Source organism: Mycobacterium sp. (genome assembly GCF_019247615.1).
In the GTDB taxonomy this organism is placed as follows: Bacteria; Actinomycetota; Actinomycetes; order Mycobacteriales; family Mycobacteriaceae; genus Mycobacterium.
The window spans coordinates 1-17,306 of sequence record NZ_JAFBAT010000080.1 but is presented as its reverse complement, the minus strand read 5'-3'; the positions used below and the strand labels follow the sequence as shown (position 1 = coordinate 17,306).

Below are 17,306 nucleotides of genomic sequence, written 5' to 3'. Positions count from 1 at the left end.
GAGCTTCTGAAATGCGATAGTGCCGGCGCTACCGCTCGACGAAACCGGCGAACCGCTCTTGCGGTTCCGACCACTCCGCGGCGACCTTGTCGACGTGGCCGGGCCGGGACGGCCACGACGCTTCGCCTTGCAGCAACTGCAGCAATCTCTCACCCGCCTCGCGGGGACCCTGGGCGACCACCAGCACGCGGCCATCGGGCAGGTTGGCCGCGTACCCGGTCAGTCCGAGCTCCAGCGCCCGGCTTCGGGTCCACCAACGGAAACCGACCCCCTGGACCCGACCATGGACCCACGCGGTGAGCCGAATGTCAGTGTCCGACATCGGATTTGCAGGATTCGGCACCGGCGACGCCGAAGTTGACGGTGGTACCGGACTTCAGGGTGCGCCCGACGGTGCAGACCAGGTCGACGGCCCGGTTGACCACCACCAGCAGGCGCTCCCTGTCCTCGTCGGACAATCCGGACAGGTCCAGCTCCATGGTCTCCTCGAGCAGCGGGTAGCGCTCCTGTTCACGGTCGGCGGGGCCGGAGACCTTGATCACCGCCGGGTAGTCGTCGCCGAGGCGGCGCGCGAGCGGCTCGTCGGTGGACATGCCGCTGCAGGCCGCGAGTGCGATCTTGAGCAGCTCACCGGGTGTGAACACGCCATCGACGTTCTCGGAGCCCACGAGTACCTGCGCGCCGCGCGAGCTGTGCCCGGTATACCGACGCGGGCCGGTGCGTTCCACCCACAGTTCCGTCATGGGTCCATTTCTACCCGTGCGCATCCTGGGTGCAGGCGCTCGGCGTGTCGTCGCCCCTGGTGCACACGCCCAGCCCTGGACACACACTTGCGCGGGCCGGCCGGCACCTATCATTCCTGTCGAAAGGTCCCCCGGCGGTCAGGAGCGTCGTGACGACGACGATTATCTTCGTCCCGGGCACCCGCCCGGGAAGGCCGCTGACGACCGATCAGCAGCAGAAGATCATGACGTCGGTGTTCGGCGGCGCGTTCGCCGGGCCGGACTACACGTGTCGGCGGCTCAACTACCCGGCCAAGTTCTGGCCGTTGACGGGTCCGTCGTCGCCCACCCTGGGCGCGTCGATCGCTCAGGGCGTGGCGATGCTCGACGAAGCCATCAAGAGCACGACGGGCGACATGATGGTCGTCGGATTCAGCCAGGGCTGCCTGGTTATCGAGCAGGAACTGCGCAACCTCGAGGACGATCCCGAGGCTCCGGCGGCCTCTGATTTGCGCGCCGTCTTGGTCAGCGACCCGATTAGGCCCGGCGGAATGCTCAGAACTTTCTTCGCCCCCGGGCAGACCATCCCCGTGCTCCGCTACACGATGATCGAGCCGGCCAACACGCAATACGACGTGACCGTGATCGAGCGCGAGTATGACGGGGCCGCCGACTGGCCCGAAAACCGTCGGGCCGCCATCGCCAAGATCAACGCGGTCGCCGGGTTCCTCACCATGCACTGCGGACTACCACCATCGGCCAAACGCCCGCACTCGCACCTGCCCGACCGGTCGACGCCGGTGTTGGACGTGACCACCTGCCCGCGCGGCGGGACCGTCACCACCTACCTCTACCCGACGTGGCCGCTGCCGCTCACCCGGTTTCTGCCGGCGAGGGTGCGCGACTTCGCCTCCGAAGCGATGCGGGAACGCGTGGACGCCGGATACAACCGGGCTGCCCGCAAGTTCACGCCTTGACTTTCACGCCTTGAGTTCACGCCTTGACGCGTGTGCGTACCGCCGGGGCGGCGGCTGGCACCGGGGACAGTAGAAGGACGAACGGTTCATAAATTTTTCCCGGCGCATCACCGCGCCGCACCGCCGGCAGCTTTCGCCTTCGCGGCCGTAGGCGTCCAACGACCGGTCGAAGTAGCCGGACTCGCCGTTGACGTTGACATACAGCGAATCGAACGAGGTCCCGCCCATGGCTAACGCGTCGCGCATCACGTCGGCGGCGGCATCCAGGACGGCGGTCAGCTGCCGGCGGCTCAACGTCGCCGCGATCCGGGCGCCATGTACCTTGGCCCGCCACAGCGCTTCGTCGGCATAAATGTTCCCGATTCCCGACACCACCCGCTGATCGAGGAGCTGGCGCTTGAGCTCGGAGTGCTTGCGCCGCAACACTTTCACCACGGCCTCGGCATCGAAGCGGGGATCCAGCGGGTCACGAGCCAGGTGAGCGACCGGCACGGGCACCACGCTGCCGTCCTGGTTCACCAGATCCGCGAGCATCCACCCGCCGAACGTCCGCTGGTCGGCGAAGCTAAGCACCGTTCCGTCGTCGAGCAGCGCGGAGATGCGGACGTGGTCGGTGCGCGGCACGGCGCCCAGTAACATCTGGCCGCTCATGCCGAGATGCACGACCAGAGCGGTGTCCGATACCGAGCCGGCCGGCTCCGACTCCAAGAGCAGCCACAGGTACTTGCCCCGCCGATCGGTTGCGGTGATCCGCGCGCCGAGCAACCGGGCGGTGAGGTCCGCGGGGCCGGCCTCGTGGCGGCGTACGGCGCGCGGATGATGCACCCGAACCGCCGTGATCGTTTTGCCCACCACGCGGGCCTGCAGGCCGCGGCGAACCACCTCTACTTCGGGTAATTCGGGCATCCCGTGATGATCGCAAGCCCGGCGAAGCCGGGCGTAGCGGGTCATCACCATCGAACCAAATGATCGCAAGCCCGGCGAAGCCGGGTGCTGGGGGCCGGCGCAGCATCGAACTAAGCGGTCGTTTGCCCCGCGGTATCCAGAGCGTCGCGGGCTTCGAGGGTTTTGTACGCCGAGGACGCCGCCTTTTGCTCGGCCTCCTTCTTGGAGCGGCCCACGCCTGACCCGTACTCGGTGTCCATGACGACGACCACCGCGGTGAATTCCTTATCGTGGTCCGGCCCGGTGGAGGTCACCAGGTAGCCCGGCGGCCCCAGACCACGCGCGGCGGTGAGCTCTTGCAGGCTGGTCTTCCAGTCCAACCCGGCTCCAAGCGTCGGCGCGGCGTCCAGCAGCGCGCCGAACAGTCGGAGGATGACCTCGCGCGCGGTCTCGATCCCATGCTGCAGATAGATGGCGCCGAGCAGCGACTCCATCCCGTCGGCCAGGATGCTCGACTTGTCGGCCCCGCCGGTGTTCGCCTCGCCGCGGCCGAGCAACAGGTGAACGCCGAGGCCCTCATCGGTCAGGTTCCGCGCGACGTCGGCCAGCGCCTGGGTGTTGACCACACTCGCCCGCAGCTTGGCCAGATCCCCCTCCGAGCGGTCGGGATGGCGATGGAAGAGCTCGTCGGTGATGGTCAGGCCCAGCACGGCATCGCCGAGGAATTCCAGGCGCTCGTTGGTGGGCAGGCCGCCGTGTTCGTAGGCATAGCTGCGGTGGGTCAGGGCCAGCGACAGCAGCTCATCGGGCAGACCGACGCCGAGCGCATCGAGCAGCGTCTGTCGTGAGCTCACCGCTTTTCCCGCCGGTCGCCGTGATCGGGCGGCAGCCAATGGGCCAGCTTGGCCCAGCGCGAGTCGACCCGGTCATGGTGATGGCCCGGCTCCGCGGCCAGCGAAACACCGCATTCGGGGCACAATCCCGGGCAATCAGGCCGGCACACCGGCGAGAACGGCAGGTCCAGCCCGACGGCGTCGATGATCGACTGTTCGAGGTTGATGGTGTCGTCGACGATGTGACCGACCTCGTCTTCCTCGGTGGTCGCCTCGGTCGTGCTGTCGGGGTACGCGAACAGCTCCGTCAGGCCGACTTCGACGCGGCCGTGGACTTCGGTCAGGCAACGGGCGCATTCGCCGACGGTGGGCCCGGCCACCGTGCCCGTCACCAACACGCCTTCCGATACCGATTCCACCCGCAGGTCCAGCTCCAACGGAGCACCCTGGTCGATCGCGATCATCGCCAGGCCGATGCGTGAGGGACTGGGCACGGTGTTGCGCAGCGTCACCATCGCCCCTGGACGTCTCCCGAGCCGGGTGATGTCGACGGTCATCGCTGAGCCGGGGTGGCGCTGGCGCTGCGTCGTGGGGCCGTGCTGCCGCGTCATAGGGGAAATCCTACGGCGCCGATCCGGTAAAGCCAGGGCGTTGATCCTGGCACGAGGCGCGACGCCGCGTCAGCGCGTGGCGTAGTCGTGCGTGCCGGCCGCGGTCCGCAGCTGATGGCGACCGCGCCCGACGGACCGCAGTGTGCCGTTGAGGAACTCCTCGAATTCGGCGAGCTTGTTGTCGACGTAGATGTCGCACTCCCCGCGCAACCGGTCGGCCTCGGCGTGCGCCGTGTCGATGAGACGGGTGGCCTCTGCGTTGGCGGCCTGTACCACCTCGTTCTGCGAGACCAGACGCTGCTGCTCTTTGATGCCCTCTTGCACGGCCTTCTCGTAGGAGATGTTGCCGTTCTCGATCAGCCGATCGCACTCGGCCTGGGCGCGAGTGACGCTGGCTTCGTACTCGCGCTTCGCCGCCGTAGCGATGCGAATCGCCTCCTCGCGGGCCTCGCCGACCATCCGCTCGCTGTGCTGGCGCGCTTCGTTGACCATGCGGTCGGCCTGCGACTTCGCGTCGGAAAGCAGCCGGTCGGCCTCCGCGCGCGCGTGGTTGAGCATCGCCTCGGACTCGGTGGTCGCCGCCGAGACCATGGATTCGGCGTGGGCCTTGGCTTCCTGCAGCATCGAATCGCGCGCGTCGAGCACGTCCTGGGCGTCGTCCAGCTCCCCCGGGATTGCGTCTTTGATGTCGTCGACCAGCTCGAGTACGTCTCCGCGGGGCACGACGCAGCCGGAGGTCATGGGCACGCCGCGAGCCTCTTCGACGATGGCGCCCAATTCGTCCAGCGCTTCAAAAACTCGGTACACGGCCATACCCTCCTGGCGTCGACGTGGTTGTTACCAGTGTGCCTGGTGTTGCGTCTGTGACGGCGGTGGCGAGCCGGTGTGTCGGGTATTCGACCCATGAATGCCGACAGCGTTTCCGCCGGCACGGCTGACCGCCGCGCGAGCTCCCGTGTCACCCACGTGTCAGCGGGAATTGACGGGGCCACCGAACCGATTTTTGCCGCCATTCTAGGGATCGGCGGCGCGAAAGCCACCGCACGCGGGCCGTGCCCGCCTCGCCGGCGGTTGAGCTATACCCCGAGGGGGTATAATCTGGCGGGCGGAGAATCGGAGGACTCGGTGAGAGTGCTGGCAGCGGTCGGCCACGCCCTGGCGGTGGCGGGGTCGATGACGTGGGAAATCCTGTGGGCGCTGATCCTGGGCTTCGCCCTGTCGGCGGTCGTGCAGGCAGTAGTGCGGCGCTCGACGATCGTGACCCTGCTGGGGAACGACCGCCCGCGCACGCTCGCGGTCGCGGCCGGCCTGGGCGCGGCGTCATCGTCGTGCTCGTATGCCGCGGTGGCCCTGGCGCGGTCGCTGTTCCGCAAGGGAGCGAACTTCACCGCCGCGATGGCGTTCGAGATCGGTTCCACCAACCTCGTGGTCGAGTTGGGCATCATCCTGGCTCTGTTGATGGGCTGGCAGTTCACCGCCGCGGAGTTCGTCGGCGGCCCGCTGATGATCATCGTGCTCGCCTTTTTGTTCCGGCTGTTCGTCCGGCCCCGGCTCGTGGACGCCGCCCGCGCGCAGGCCGAGCGGGGAATCGCGGGCTCGATGGAAGGCCATGCCGCGATGGACATGTCCATCAAAGGGGAAGGCACGTTCTGGCGGCGGCTCTTCTCACCGCAGGGCTTCACCTCGGTGTCGCACGTGTTCGTCATGGAGTGGCTGGCGATTCTCCGGGATCTGGTGCTGGGTCTGCTGATCGCGGGCGCCATTGCGGCGTGGGTGCCCGAAACATTTTGGCGCGACTTCTTTTTCGCCGATCATCCGGGCTGGGCGACGCTATGGGGGCCGATCGTGGGGCCCATCGTGGCGATCGTGTCCTTCGTCTGCTCGATCGGCAATGTGCCACTGGCCGCAGTGCTGTGGAATGGCGGCATCAGCTTCGGCGGCGTCATCGCGTTCATCTACGCCGACCTGGTGATCCTGCCGATCTTGAACATCTACCGCAAGTACTACGGCACCCGGATGATGCTCACCCTGCTGGGCACGTTCTACGCCGCGATGGTGTGCGCCGGTTACGTCGTCGAATTACTGTTCGGCACAACGAGTCTCATTCCCCGACAGCGCAACGCCACGGTAATGCAGGCGGCGATTTCGTGGAACTACACCACCTGGCTCAATATCGGCTTCGTCATCGTCGCGGCGGCACTTGTGGTGCGCTTCGTCACCACCGACGGACTGCCGATGGCGCGCATGATGGGTGGCTCCCCCGATGCGGGGCACGAGCCCCATGATCACGGCTGCGAGCAGCACTAGCGGGCTATTCTCTTCCCGCAGAAGCGGAATGGGGCCATGACAACGCGCTCCTGCGGCTCAGGGCGGTAAGGTCATGGTTGCCCGCCACGCGAAAGCTTCTCGCGCAGCCGGCGGTTCACCGGTTCGGGCAGCAGTTCGGACACGTCGCCGCCCAGCATCGCGACCTCCTTGGCCAACGACGACGACACAAACGAATACCGCGGTGCGGTCGCCACGAAGAAGGTGTCGACTCCCGCGATGTGCTTGTTCATCTGCGCCATCTGCAGCTCGTATTCGAAGTCGGTGTCGGTGCGCAGTCCCTTCACGATGGCCGTCATACCGCGGGAGGTGACGAAGTCGACCACCAAGCCCTGCCCGGGCTCCACCCGCAGGTTCGGCAGGTGCGTCGTGGACTCCTCGATCATCGCGATCCGCTCGTCGAGGCCGAACATGCCCTGCTTGGCTGGGTTGGTCAGGATGGCGACCACCACCTCGTCGAACTGCGCCGAGGCGCGCTCGAAGACGTCGATATGGCCCAACGTCACCGGATCAAAAGACCCCGGGCACACCGCGCCGGTCATGACGGATGACCCTACACGGCGCTCAGACCCGTTCGGCCAGCTCCAATCGGGTGTCGCCGTAAACCCGTTGCGGCCAGGCGGACCAGCCCGGCGGCCAGCTCAGGGCCGCGCTGTTGACCGCGCGCTCCACCGCGGCGATGGTGCCCTCGCGCACCCATCCATGGGCGGTCAGCGCGGCCAGAACCGCGTCCGCCTCGGCAGCCTCGAGGTCGTAGGGCGGGTCCGCCAGGATCAGGTCCACCGCAGACGCGGCGCCGGCCGCCAGGACGCTCGCCACCGTGCCCCGACGCACGGTAGCGCCCTCGAGGCGCAAGGCTTCGACGTTGCGCGCGATGACCGCCGCGGTGCGCTGATCGGCCTCCACGAAGAGCACGGACGCGGCCCCGCGCGACAGCGCCTCGAGCCCCAGCGCGCCCGAACCGGCGTAGAGGTCCAGCACCGACAGGCCGGCCAGGTCGCGTCGCGCCGTCAGGATGCTGAAAAGGGCCTCGCGGACTCGATCGGTGGTCGGCCTCGTTCCGCGGGGCGGGACAGCGATGCGACGGCCCCCGGCTACCCCGCCGATGATCCGCGTCATCCGCGGGCGCTCACAGCAGGGTCGACCAGTAGTTCCAGAACCGCATCAGGATCAGCAGGAACACCCCGGTGAACCAGAGCGCGGCTGCCGACCAGCGCCATTGGTACAGCAGCCACGCCGCTCCGGAGTGGCTTCGCTGCAGCGCCGGGCGAAACGCGATCGATGCCACCACCACCAACAGCGAAATGGTGATCACCCAGACCACCATGCAGTAGGGGCACAAGGCACCGATGCGATACAGGCTCTGGAAGATCAGCCAGTGGACGAACACGGCGCCCGCCAGCACCCCGGCCGTCAATCCGTACCAATACCATTGGGGCAGAGATACTTTCGCGACTGCCAGCACTCCGGTGACGAGCACCACGGTGAAGCCCACCAGGCCGAGCAGCGGGTTGGGAAAACCCAGGACCGACGCCTGCGGCGTCACCATCACCGAACCGCACGACACGATGGGGTTGAAGTTGCACGACGGTACGTATGACGGGTTGCGCAGAAGCTCGATCTTCTCCACCGTCAGGGTCATCGATGCCACCAAGCCGATCACCCCGGCGATCAGCACCCACCACGCGCTGGCCGCCGGTACACGCGCTTCGGGACGCCAATCCGGTGTCAGATCGTCGGGTGCTGACACCGGCGCGGTCACGATGCGGCTGCGGGAGCCAGCGCGCTGTCTATGCCCGGCACGTCACCCACAATGCTTTTGATCTTGCTCACCAGCGCGTCGGGTGTCGACGGGTCATAGTTCTCGCCGTTGATGTTGATGGTCGGAGTCGCGTTGATGTGCTTGGCCGCCGCCTCGCCGGTCACCTTCGACAGATACTTGCCGCTGTTGATGCAGTCCGGGACCTTGCCGGCCGCGCCGGCTTCGCGGGCCAGTTCGATCAACTTCGCGTTGTCGGGGAAGCTGGTCCCGCGCTCGTCGGGCTGGATGTTCGGGCTGTATAGGGCGGCATGGAAACGGCGGAACGCATCGATGGATTCGTCGGCGACGCACAGGGCCGCCGCGCCCGCCCGCGACGAATAGTTCTGGGTCTTCGGGCTGTCCAGAATGGACACCATGGAGTAGTCCGCCGCTATGGCGCCGATGTCGATGAGCTTCGACACCGTCGGTCCGAAGGTGCGCTCGAAATTACCGCAGGCCGGGCAGAGGAAATCCTCGTAGAACGTCACCACGGCCTTGGGGTTGCTGGTCCCCGGCTGGGTGACCACCTTGCCCGACGCCACCCGAACCGTGTCATCCCCGCCGGCTTGCTTCTTGTGGCTGACGATCCAGAAGACAACACCGACCAGGAGCAGCACGACGAACGCGGTGCCGGCGATCTGGACGAGTCGGCCGGATCTGCTGGTGCCGGACTTCAGGTCGTATCGCGGGGGGCGCTTGGGTTTGTCGGCCACGGCTTCGCTGATCCTTTGCTGCTGGGCTTGCCCGGCGGTCGGACAAGGTTTCGACAAGGCCTCTGCAGGCGCCTCTAGAGTACCGGCCGACCCGCGAAATCAGACCCGGCTCAGGTGCGCCCGCAGGGCAGAGATCAGCTCGCTGGTCGCGGCGGCACTGTCTCCCCCGAGCTGAAACAGGCTGACGAAGCCATGCGTCAGCGAACCCAGGTAGCGCAGGTCCACTTCGACCCCGGCGGCCCGCAGCGCCGCCGCGTAGCTCTCCCCTTCGTCGCGCAGCGGGTCGAAGCCACCGACCGCCATCAACGCCGGCGGCAGCCCGGACAGCGATTCGGCCAGCAGCGGAGACACCAGCGGATCCGCGGCGTGGATACCGGAGCCCCTCAGGTACTGCGCGTGGAACCAGTCAATGTCTCGCCTGGTCAGCAGGAAGCCCCGGGCGAACAGGCTCATCGACCGGGTCTGCGCGGTGAAGTCGGTCCGCGGGTAGATGAGCCATTGCAACACCGGCATCGGGCCCGCGCCGTGTTGAGCCTCGTCCCGAGCGAGCTGGGACACGACGGCGGCCAGGTTTCCGCCGGCGCTGTCCCCGCCGACCGCGACTCGGCCGGGCGCGGCGCCGAGCTCACCGGCGTGCTCGTGCGCCCACTTGAAGGCCGCGTAAGCGTCGTCGACCGCGGCCGGCGCGGGGTGCTCGGGGGCCAGCCGGTAGTCCACGGACAGCACGTGGATGCCGGCGTCACGGCACGTCAGCCGGCACAGTGCGTCATGGGTGTCCAGGTCGCCGATCACCCAGCCGCCCCCGTGGTAGAAGACCAGCAAGGGCGCGGTTTGACCGTCAGCCGGGCGGTAATGCCGCACCCTGATCGTCCCGGCCGGTCCGGGTATGGACAGGTCCGCTACCTCGACATGAATCTGGGGGCCCGGAAATCCGAGACAGCTTTCGCGCATGTGCGCGCGGGACGCGGCCGGGTCGTCGTCGACGACCAGGCCGTCGATGCCAACGAGGCGCTGACCGGACAGCATCAGCTGCAGCGTGGGATCCAGCGTGTTGCCGTCGATCATGACCGCGCGGCCGCGGACCAACAGCTCCCGCGCCGCGGTCGGGATACACGGAATGACCTTGACGCCAACGGCAGTGACCGCGCTCTGCAGGCGGCTGGCCCACCCCATGGGTGGGCGTTCCGTTCCAGGATGGACGTCCGGCGCGCCTGGCAGACTCTTGGTCATGGGCAGCTCCCTCGAACAAAACTCGATCACGCTGAACGACGGAAATTCCATCCCCGTCGTGGGGCTCGGTGTCTTCCAGGTTCCTCCGGCGGACACGGAGCGGGCGGTCAGTGCAGCGCTGCGCGCCGGTTACCGGCATATCGATACGGCTGCGGCCTACCGAAACGAGCGGGAGACCGGACGAGCGATTGCCGATTGTGACGTGCCGCGTGACCAACTCTACGTGGTCACCAAGCTGTGGAATGCCGACCAGGGCTACGACAGCGCGCTGAGAGCGTTCGACGCCAGCATGGAGCGCCTTGGTCTCGACTATCTCGACCTGTATCTGATCCACTGGCCGGTCCCCGCGCTCAACAAGTACGTCGACTCGTTCAAGGCCTTCGCCCACCTTCGTGATCAGGGCCGGATCCGGACGATCGGCGTCAGCAATTTCGAGCCCGAGCACCTCACGGTGCTGGTCGATGCCACCGGCATCGTCCCGGCCGTCAACCAGATCGAGCTGCATCCGCGGTTTTCCCAAGGGGAATTGCGCGAAGTGCACGCCCAGCGCGGCATTGCGACCGAAGCCTGGTCGCCGCTGGGACGGGGGGAGCTGCTCGATCACCCGACGGTGACGGCGGTGGCGGAGGGACGAGGACGGACACCTGCCCAGGTGTTGATTCGGTGGCATATCCAACTGGGTAATATCGTGATCCCCAAGTCGGTGAACCCCTCACGGATTGCGAGTAACTTCGACGTGTTCAATTTCGAACTCAGTGCCGATGAGATGGCGTCGATCTCTTCGCTTGACGACGGCACCCGCCTTGGTCCGGATCCTCGAACCTTCAACTTCACAGGCAGGTGAATGACGTTGGCCGGTGAGTCGCACGCCGCCGTACCCGCAATACCCTCAGTCGCCCTCAATGACGAAAACACCATGCCGGTGCTGGGCCTGGGGGTGGCGGAATTATCGGACGACGAGACCGAGCGCGCGGTGTCGGCCGCGCTGGAAGTCGGCTGCCGGCTCATCGACACCGCCGCGGTGTACGGCAACGAAGCGGCCGTCGGTCGTGCGATCGCGGCCTCGGGGATTCCGCGCGCGGAGTTGTTCGTCACCACTAAACTGGCCACCGCCGAGCAGGGTTTCAGCGCCGCGCAGGAGGCCTGCACGGCCAGCCTGGAGCGGCTCGGCCTGGACTACGTCGACCTGTATCTCATCCACTGGCCGGCGCCGTCGCTCGGCGCGTACGTGGACGCATTCGGCGGCCTGATCCAGTCCCGCGGCGAAGGCCATGCCCGGTCGATCGGCGTATCCAACTTCACCGAGGAGCACCTGGCGACGGTCATCGACCTGACCTTCGTCACGCCCGCCGTCAATCAGGTCGAGCTGCACCCGCTGTTCAATCAGGACGAGATCCGCAAGGCAGATCAGCAGCACAACGTCGTCACGCAGTCCTACACCCCGCTGGTTCTCGGCAGGCTGATGGACAACCCGACCGTGACCTCGGTGGCCGCCGAATACGGCAAGACGCCCGCGCAGGTGTTGCTGCGGTGGAACGTGCAATTGGGCAACGCGGTGGTCTTCCGCTCCACCAAAGCCGAACGCATCGCCAGCAACCTGGACATCTTCGATTTCGAATTGGCCGCCGAGCACATGGAAGCCCTCAACGGCCTCAACGACGGGACCCGGCTGCGCCCGGACCCGAACACCTACGACGGCGCGTAACCGGGCCGGCCGTCAGCGCTTACCCCGCCGGGCAGGTGGCCGCGGCCTGTCGCAGGACCCCCGCCGAGGCCTGGTCGACCGGCAACGCGTAGCCACGCAGCACGGCGATGAACTGCATGGCGTACTGGCACGCGAACGCGGTGTTCGGCGGCATCCATTGGGCGGGCGGCGAATCACCCTTGTCCTGATTGGTCTGGCCTTCGACCGCCAGCAAGTTGGCGGGGTCGTTCGCAAAACGTATTCGCTCGAGCAACCCCCAGTTGTACGCGCCCATGTCCCAGGCGTAGGCGAGCGGGACGATGTGGTCGATCTGCACCGATTCGCCCACCTTGGCGCCGCGCTGGAAGGTGACGGTGGTGTTGGTGTAGGGGTCGTGCAACGTGCCGGTGGCCACCGCATCCGGGCACCGCTTGATCGACACGTACGTCTTATCGCCGAGATCCCGGTTGAGGATGTTGTCGCGGGTGTCACACCCGTTGTGCCCGAGGGGAGCGTCGTTGTCGTCGGTCCACGCGTCGCCGAACGCCGCCCTGCGATAGTCGTAACGGTGCATGCGTTCCGGCACCACCCCGACGCCCGCCAACACATCGGCGCCGGGTTGCACCGTGGGCACATCGGCGCGGGCGGCGACTTCGGCATGTCTGGCCGCCACCGATGCCCACGTCTGATAGGCGACCAGGACCGCGAGCACCGCGAAGGCCGACAACCACAGCAGCAGCTTCCGGTTCACGACTTGTCCAGGTATTCGATTTGGTCGGTATCCGTGAAGCGCGCGGCCAGCAAAGCCAATTCGGCATTTGAGGCGTCTCGCTCGTACGCCCGGACGCAGAATTCACGCGCCGCCTCGATGTAGGCTCCGTGTTCCGCCAGTGACAGCAGCCGCAGGGTGATCGCCTTACCGGACTGGTTGCGGCCCAACACATCTCCTTCCTTCCGCTCCTCGAGGTCCAGGTCGGCGAGGGCGAAGCCGTCCAGGGTTTCGGCGACGGCACAGAGCCGACGAGCGGCGGCCGACTCGGGCGGTACCCACGACGCCAGCAGGCACAGGCTGGGATGCTCACCGCGCCCGATGCGGCCCCGCAGCTGATGCAATTGGCTGATCCCGAATCGGTCGGCGTCCATCACCAGCATCACCGTGGCATTCGGCACGTCCACACCCACCTCGATGACGGTCGTGCACACGAGCACATCGAGCTCACCCGCGCCGAACGCGGCCATCGCGGCGTCCTTTTCGTCGACGGGCAATCGCCCATGCATAAGCCCGAGCCGCAGGCCCGCCAGTTCCTTCGAATGCAGCCGCGCGTGCATCCCTTCCGCCGTGGCGGCTGGGTGGGCGCCTTGCCGGTCGGGCTCGTCGGTCTCGTCGATGCGCGGCGCCACGATATAGGCCTGGCGGCCTTTGGCGACCTCTTCGACGATGCGCTGCCAGGCGCGATCGAGCCAGGCGGGCTTGTCCGCGACGAAAATGACGTTCGTGGTGATCGGCTGGCGCCCGCGCGGGAGCTCACGCAAGGTGGAGGTCTCCAGGTCGCCGTAGACGGTGAGCGCGACGGTGCGCGGTATCGGCGTCGCCGTCATCACCAACAGGTGCGGGGTGATGCCGGGACGAGCCTTGGCGCGCAGCTGGTCTCGCTGTTCGACGCCGAAGCGGTGTTGTTCGTCGACGACCACCATGCCGAGGTTGTGGAACTCCACCGCGTCCTGCAGCAGCGCGTGGGTACCGATGACGATTCCCACCCGTCCGCTCGCGATCTCGGCCCGAATCTGCTTTTTCTGCGCGGCCGTCAACGAACCGGTGAGCAGCGCCACCCGGGTGGCGCCGTCCAAGCCCTCCAGCTGTCCGCCCATCGCCAGCGGGCCCAGCACGTTGTTGATCGACGAACGGTGTTGATTGGCAAGGACTTCCGTCGGCGCCAGCATCGCGCACTGATAGCCGGCGTCGACCATTTGGAGCATTGCCAGCACCGCCACGATCGTCTTGCCGGATCCCACCTCACCCTGAAGCAGGCGGTTCATCGGCCGGACCCCCGCGAGGCCATCGGAAAGTACGTCGAGCACTTCCCGCTGGCCCGCCGTCAGCTCGAATGGCAAGCGCCGCAAGAGTTCCGCGGCCAGACCATCGGTCCGCGGCGCTGCCGGGGGCCCGGATTCGGACAGCTCACCGTGCCGTCGGGCCACCAGCGCCCATTGCAGGCCGACGGCCTCGTCGAACGTCAATCGCTCACGCGCGCGGCTTCGTTCGGCCTCGTTCTCGGAGAGATGGATGGCGCGCAGCGCCTGGTCCTCCGACATCAGGCCCAGGGTGGCGCGCAGCTCCGCGGGCAGCGGATCGGGCACCGGATCGAGGAGGTCAAGCACCTGGCGCACGCAGGCGAAAATGTCCCAGCTCTGCAGTTTCGCGCTGGCCGGGTAGATCCCGAAGAAGCGGCCTTCGTAGGCCGAGGTCACCTCTTCGCTGCTGACCGCACCCGAGGCATCGGCGATCTTCTTCAGCGACTTGGTGCCGTGCGTCTTTCCGTCCGGTGCTTCGAGGATCAGAAATGCCGGATGCGTCAGCTGCATTGCTCCCCGGTAATAGCCGACCTCGCCTGAGAGCATCACCTTGGTGTCCTTCGTAAGGTCCTTCTTGATGTAGTTCGCGTTGAAGAACGTGGCGGTCACCTTGCTGCGTCCGGACCCGAGAGTGATGCGGTGAACCCACCGCTTCCGGTCCTTCTTCATCGGAAACGACTCCGTGTTGGTGATCGTGTCGACGAGGGTGATGTGCTGGCCCTCTAAGGGAGGTTCGTCGCCCGTGCCGCGCTGAGTCGCGCCCTCGGTGTAACCACGCGGGTAATGGCGTAACAGGTCGTCGACGGTCCGGATGCCGAATAGCTCGTCGAGGAGACGGACGGACCTCGCATCGACCAGATATGTGAGCCGGTCGGACAGTGATACCACGACTATTCGACCCCGATGAGGAGGACGTCGCCGCGGTGGCCGGTGTGGTAGGTGACGAGCTCGGTCCCCGGGTGGTTGTCGTGAACATGCCGTTGCAGGGTGCCGCGCATCAGGGTTTCGGCGTCAGTGTCGATGCCCGCGCCGATCAACACCGTCACCAGGTCGCCGCCCGATGCCAGCAGCAGATCGAGCAGGCCGATCGCGGCGCTCGCCGCATCGGGGGCCACGATCAGCACCTCATCGCCAGCGATGCCCAGGCCGTCGCCCGGCTGGCAGCGGCCCGCCCAGGTCAACGCGCTGTCGGTCGCGATGCGCACCGATCCGTGCCGCGCCGCGCCGGCGGCGCGAGCCATGGTGAAGCCGTCGTCGACCGCCTGCCTGTCGGTGTCGTGCACGGCCAGCGCGGCCAGCCCCTGCACCATGGACGCGGTCGGTATCGGCACGACGTCGATACCCCAGCCGATGGCCGCGGTGCAGCCGGCCACCAGCTCCTCGGCCGCCACATAGCCGTTGGGCAGCACCATCACCTGCGCCGCCCCGGTGTCCACCACGGCCCTGACCAGTTGGTGTGCGCTGACGGCATCCGGACCGGGCTGCAGCACGCAGGCGCCCTCGGTGGCGAACAGCCCGGCCGCGCCCTCGCCGTCGACGACCGCGAGCACGGCGCGTTCCCGGGTCCAGCTGCCCGCCGGCAGCCCGCCGCCGCCGGAGTCCAGCGCGGAGATGACGATCCGGCTGAGCCGGCCCGCGGCCAGCCCCGCCTCGACGGCGGCCCCCGCGTCATCGGTGTGCACGTGCACGGAGTAACTGTCGAGCGCGGCCGATTCCTGGCCGGCCGCCTGGGCCAGCGCCACCGATTCGCCGAGCGCCTCGAGCCGATTCCGCAGTGTCTCGGCGGCCGCGGCACCGCAGTCATCCAGGCGATACATCACCTCGAACTGCGGCCCCGGGCGCTCGCCCGTGGCTTCGGGCAGGGTCGCGGGGGGCGTCGGCTCGTAGACCGTGCGCGCGGGCGACTGCCCGGTGATAGTGCGTCGAAGGCCGTCCAGCAGCACGAGCAGGCCTCGACCGCCGGCATCGACCGCACCGGCGTCGGCGAGCACGTCGAGCTGCTCGGGGGTCTTTTCCAGGGCTACCACCGCTGCGTCGCCGGCCGCTGTGATGGCCGCGGCCAGCCCCTCGTCGGCGCACTCCTCGACGGCTTCTGCGGCGGCCCGCAACACCGAGACAACGGTGCCCGGAACCTCGTCGCCGCCCATCGACGCGACGACCAGTTCGACGCCTCGCCGCAGGGCCGCCCCCAGCATCGGGGCGTCCATGTGATGCAGTTCACCGCCGGCCGCAGCCGCCGCGGTCACATCGCCGATGCCGCGCAGAATCTGCGACAAGATCACGCCGGAATTGCCGCGAGCACCGTTGAGCGCACCCGCCGACAGGGCTGCGGCGACCCGGGCGACACATTGCGAACCGCCTTCGGCGCCGGCGTTCGCCTCCACCAATGCGGAGCGCATGGTGAACAGCATGTTGGCGCCGGTATCGGAATCGGCGACGGGGAAAACGTTGAGCCGGTTGATCTCATCGATGTGAGTGATCAGGTCGCTGACGGCGGTGTGCGCCCAGTCCCGCAAGGCCGACGCGTCCAGCACACGATCCGACATGCCCAGTGACCCACCTCCTCGCCGCGGCCTCCCGGTGGGCGCCAGCGTAGCCCGGCGGCCGCATGCTTGGCGGTCAGCCGTGACGGCGAGCACCCGCGGGCCCAGTGAACCAGCGCGTTGAGCCTAGCGAGCAGGGCCGACAAGCCCCGTCGTAAGCTCCGGCGCAGCTGTTCGGCGTTTTGGTGGTTGATCACCACAGTCGGTATCCTGGCTTGGCCCGGGCCGGCCCGGGCTGTCCCGGCTCGCGATGGTTCGAGTGCCGGACCCGAGACGATTCGAGGAGTTTGAACGATGGCCGCTGTGTGCGATATCTGCGGGAAAGGCCCCGGCTTCGGCAAGTCGGTGTCGCACTCCCACCGCCGCACCAGCCGCCGGTGGGACCCCAACGTCCAAACCGTGCACGTCGTGACCCGCCCCGGCGGCAACAAGAAGCGGCTCAACGTCTGCACCTCCTGCATCAAGGCCGGCAAGGTCGTCCGCGGGTAGCCGGCACGCGCGGCGGCGCACAGATTCCCCTCAGCGACGTCGTCACTCCCGCACGACGATGACGGTATTGCCCGCCCGCCGGCAGGCGCGCCGGCCGTGGTGCCGGCAAGGTAGGAGCGTTCCAGCGTCTGACCGCCGACGGTGTCGATGACGACGTCATACGAGGAGCCCATTTGTTGAAGGATGACGGCCAGTGGCACCGTCAATGCACCGACACCACCGTGCACCACACCTCCGGGCCACCGCGACGGTGCGCGCGCAGCGCCTACATCTCGATCAGGGCAACCGCCAATCGATGGGGTCCGCGCCCATCCCCACGAGCAGTTCGTTGGCGCGGCTGAACGGACTCGAGCCGAAAAACCCGCGTGAGGCCGAGAGGGGCGAGGGATGCGGCGACTCGATAGCCACGCAATCACCTTC

Annotated in this window: 19 protein-coding genes and 1 pseudogene; 5 read left to right on the top strand and 15 right to left on the bottom strand. The window is 67.5% G+C overall.

Annotated elements, in window-relative coordinates; translation table 11 throughout:
- Window positions 1-28: 28 nt before the first annotated feature.
- Both JO059_RS05700 and JO059_RS05695 read right to left on the bottom strand, forming a co-directional pair.
- On the bottom strand, window positions 29-322 hold the full coding sequence (locus JO059_RS05700) for an acylphosphatase (protein ID WP_293315132.1): 294 nt from the start codon (window positions 320-322) through the stop codon (window positions 29-31).
- On the bottom strand, window positions 309-743 hold the full coding sequence (locus JO059_RS05695; RefSeq protein WP_293315131.1) for an OsmC family protein: 435 nt from the start codon (window positions 741-743) through the stop codon (window positions 309-311). The genes JO059_RS05700 and JO059_RS05695 overlap by 14 nt, the downstream gene beginning before the upstream one ends.
- Window positions 744-892: 149 nt before the next feature.
- On the opposite strand from JO059_RS05695, the gene JO059_RS05690 reads away from it, so the two are divergent.
- Entirely contained in the window at window positions 893-1,699 is an 807-nt protein-coding gene (locus JO059_RS05690; protein ID WP_293315130.1) for a PE-PPE domain-containing protein, read from the top strand.
- Between the two features lie 3 nt (window positions 1,700-1,702).
- Here the strand turns inward: JO059_RS05690 and mutM are convergent, their stop codons facing one another.
- The 4 genes from mutM to sepIVA all read right to left on the bottom strand — a co-directional run bounded on the left by mutM (window position 1,703) and on the right by sepIVA (window position 4,835).
- Window positions 1,703-2,605, bottom strand: coding sequence for a DNA-formamidopyrimidine glycosylase (gene mutM / locus JO059_RS05685; protein WP_293315129.1), 903 nt, complete (start codon window positions 2,603-2,605; stop codon window positions 1,703-1,705).
- Window positions 2,606-2,715: 110 nt separating this feature from the next.
- Complete coding sequence (rnc, locus tag JO059_RS05680) at window positions 2,716-3,438, bottom strand: ribonuclease III (RefSeq protein WP_293315128.1); 723 nt, start codon at window positions 3,436-3,438, stop codon at window positions 2,716-2,718.
- The gene (locus JO059_RS05675) at window positions 3,435-4,028 is read right to left on the bottom strand and encodes a DUF177 domain-containing protein (protein WP_293315127.1); all 594 of its coding nucleotides are present in this window, start codon (window positions 4,026-4,028) and stop codon (window positions 3,435-3,437) included. Before JO059_RS05675 ends, rnc begins: the two co-directional genes overlap by 4 nt.
- 69 nt (window positions 4,029-4,097) lie before the next feature.
- Window positions 4,098-4,835 (bottom strand): cell division protein SepIVA, encoded by a 738-nt coding sequence (gene sepIVA, locus JO059_RS05670; protein WP_293315142.1) that lies wholly within the window; start codon window positions 4,833-4,835, stop codon window positions 4,098-4,100.
- A gap of 318 nt (window positions 4,836-5,153) precedes the next feature.
- Here sepIVA and JO059_RS05665 point away from each other — a divergent pair, with 318 nt between their 5' ends.
- On the top strand, window positions 5,154-6,335 hold the full coding sequence (locus tag JO059_RS05665; RefSeq protein WP_293315126.1) for a permease: 1,182 nt from the start codon (window positions 5,154-5,156) through the stop codon (window positions 6,333-6,335).
- 71 nt (window positions 6,336-6,406) lie between these two features.
- Here the strand turns inward: JO059_RS05665 and coaD are convergent, their stop codons facing one another.
- From coaD to JO059_RS05640, 5 genes are all read right to left on the bottom strand, one after another.
- Entirely contained in the window at window positions 6,407-6,895 is a 489-nt protein-coding gene (gene coaD / locus JO059_RS05660) for a pantetheine-phosphate adenylyltransferase (RefSeq protein WP_293315125.1), read from the bottom strand.
- 22 nt (window positions 6,896-6,917) lie between these two features.
- Window positions 6,918-7,472, bottom strand: coding sequence for a 16S rRNA (guanine(966)-N(2))-methyltransferase RsmD (rsmD, locus tag JO059_RS05655; RefSeq protein WP_293315124.1), 555 nt, complete (start codon window positions 7,470-7,472; stop codon window positions 6,918-6,920).
- A gap of 10 nt (window positions 7,473-7,482) precedes the next feature.
- On the bottom strand, window positions 7,483-8,115 hold the full coding sequence (locus JO059_RS05650; RefSeq protein ID WP_293315123.1) for a vitamin K epoxide reductase family protein: 633 nt from the start codon (window positions 8,113-8,115) through the stop codon (window positions 7,483-7,485).
- On the bottom strand, window positions 8,112-8,867 hold the full coding sequence (locus JO059_RS05645) for a DsbA family protein (protein ID WP_293315122.1): 756 nt from the start codon (window positions 8,865-8,867) through the stop codon (window positions 8,112-8,114). Before JO059_RS05645 ends, JO059_RS05650 begins: the two co-directional genes overlap by 4 nt.
- Window positions 8,868-8,966: 99 nt before the next feature.
- A complete protein-coding gene (locus JO059_RS05640; RefSeq protein ID WP_293315121.1) occupies window positions 8,967-10,097 on the bottom strand; it encodes an alpha/beta hydrolase in 1,131 nt (376 codons plus the stop codon).
- Between JO059_RS05640 and JO059_RS05635 the strand changes: the two genes are divergently transcribed.
- Complete coding sequence (locus JO059_RS05635) at window positions 10,096-10,941, top strand: aldo/keto reductase (protein ID WP_293315120.1); 846 nt, start codon at window positions 10,096-10,098, stop codon at window positions 10,939-10,941. The two genes, JO059_RS05640 and JO059_RS05635, sit on opposite strands and share 2 nt — an antisense overlap.
- A 6-nt stretch (window positions 10,942-10,947) precedes the next feature.
- Entirely contained in the window at window positions 10,948-11,802 is an 855-nt protein-coding gene (locus JO059_RS05630) for an aldo/keto reductase (protein ID WP_293315141.1), read from the top strand.
- A gap of 19 nt (window positions 11,803-11,821) precedes the next feature.
- Here JO059_RS05630 and JO059_RS05625 read toward each other — a convergent pair whose 3' ends face one another.
- The 3 genes from JO059_RS05625 to JO059_RS05615 are packed head-to-tail and all read right to left on the bottom strand — an operon-like array spanning window position 11,822 to window position 16,400.
- Window positions 11,822-12,532 carry an HNH endonuclease family protein gene (locus JO059_RS05625; RefSeq protein WP_293315119.1) on the bottom strand — a complete coding sequence of 237 codons (711 nt, stop codon included), beginning with the start codon at window positions 12,530-12,532 and terminating at the stop codon, window positions 11,822-11,824.
- Window positions 12,529-14,742, bottom strand: a complete 2,214-nt coding sequence (recG, locus tag JO059_RS05620) for an ATP-dependent DNA helicase RecG (RefSeq protein ID WP_293315118.1) — start codon at window positions 14,740-14,742, stop codon at window positions 12,529-12,531. Before recG ends, JO059_RS05625 begins: the two co-directional genes overlap by 4 nt.
- Before the next feature lie 2 nt (window positions 14,743-14,744).
- Entirely contained in the window at window positions 14,745-16,400 is a 1,656-nt protein-coding gene (locus JO059_RS05615) for a DAK2 domain-containing protein (protein ID WP_293315117.1), read from the bottom strand.
- Between the two features lie 291 nt (window positions 16,401-16,691).
- Between JO059_RS05615 and rpmB the strand changes: the two genes are divergently transcribed.
- Window positions 16,692-16,886, top strand: coding sequence for a 50S ribosomal protein L28 (gene rpmB / locus JO059_RS05610; protein WP_066930307.1), 195 nt, complete (start codon window positions 16,692-16,694; stop codon window positions 16,884-16,886).
- 276 nt (window positions 16,887-17,162) lie between these two features.
- Here rpmB and JO059_RS05605 read toward each other — a convergent pair.
- A pseudogene (locus tag JO059_RS05605) lies at window positions 17,163-17,306 on the bottom strand (uracil-DNA glycosylase); the annotation flags it as partial.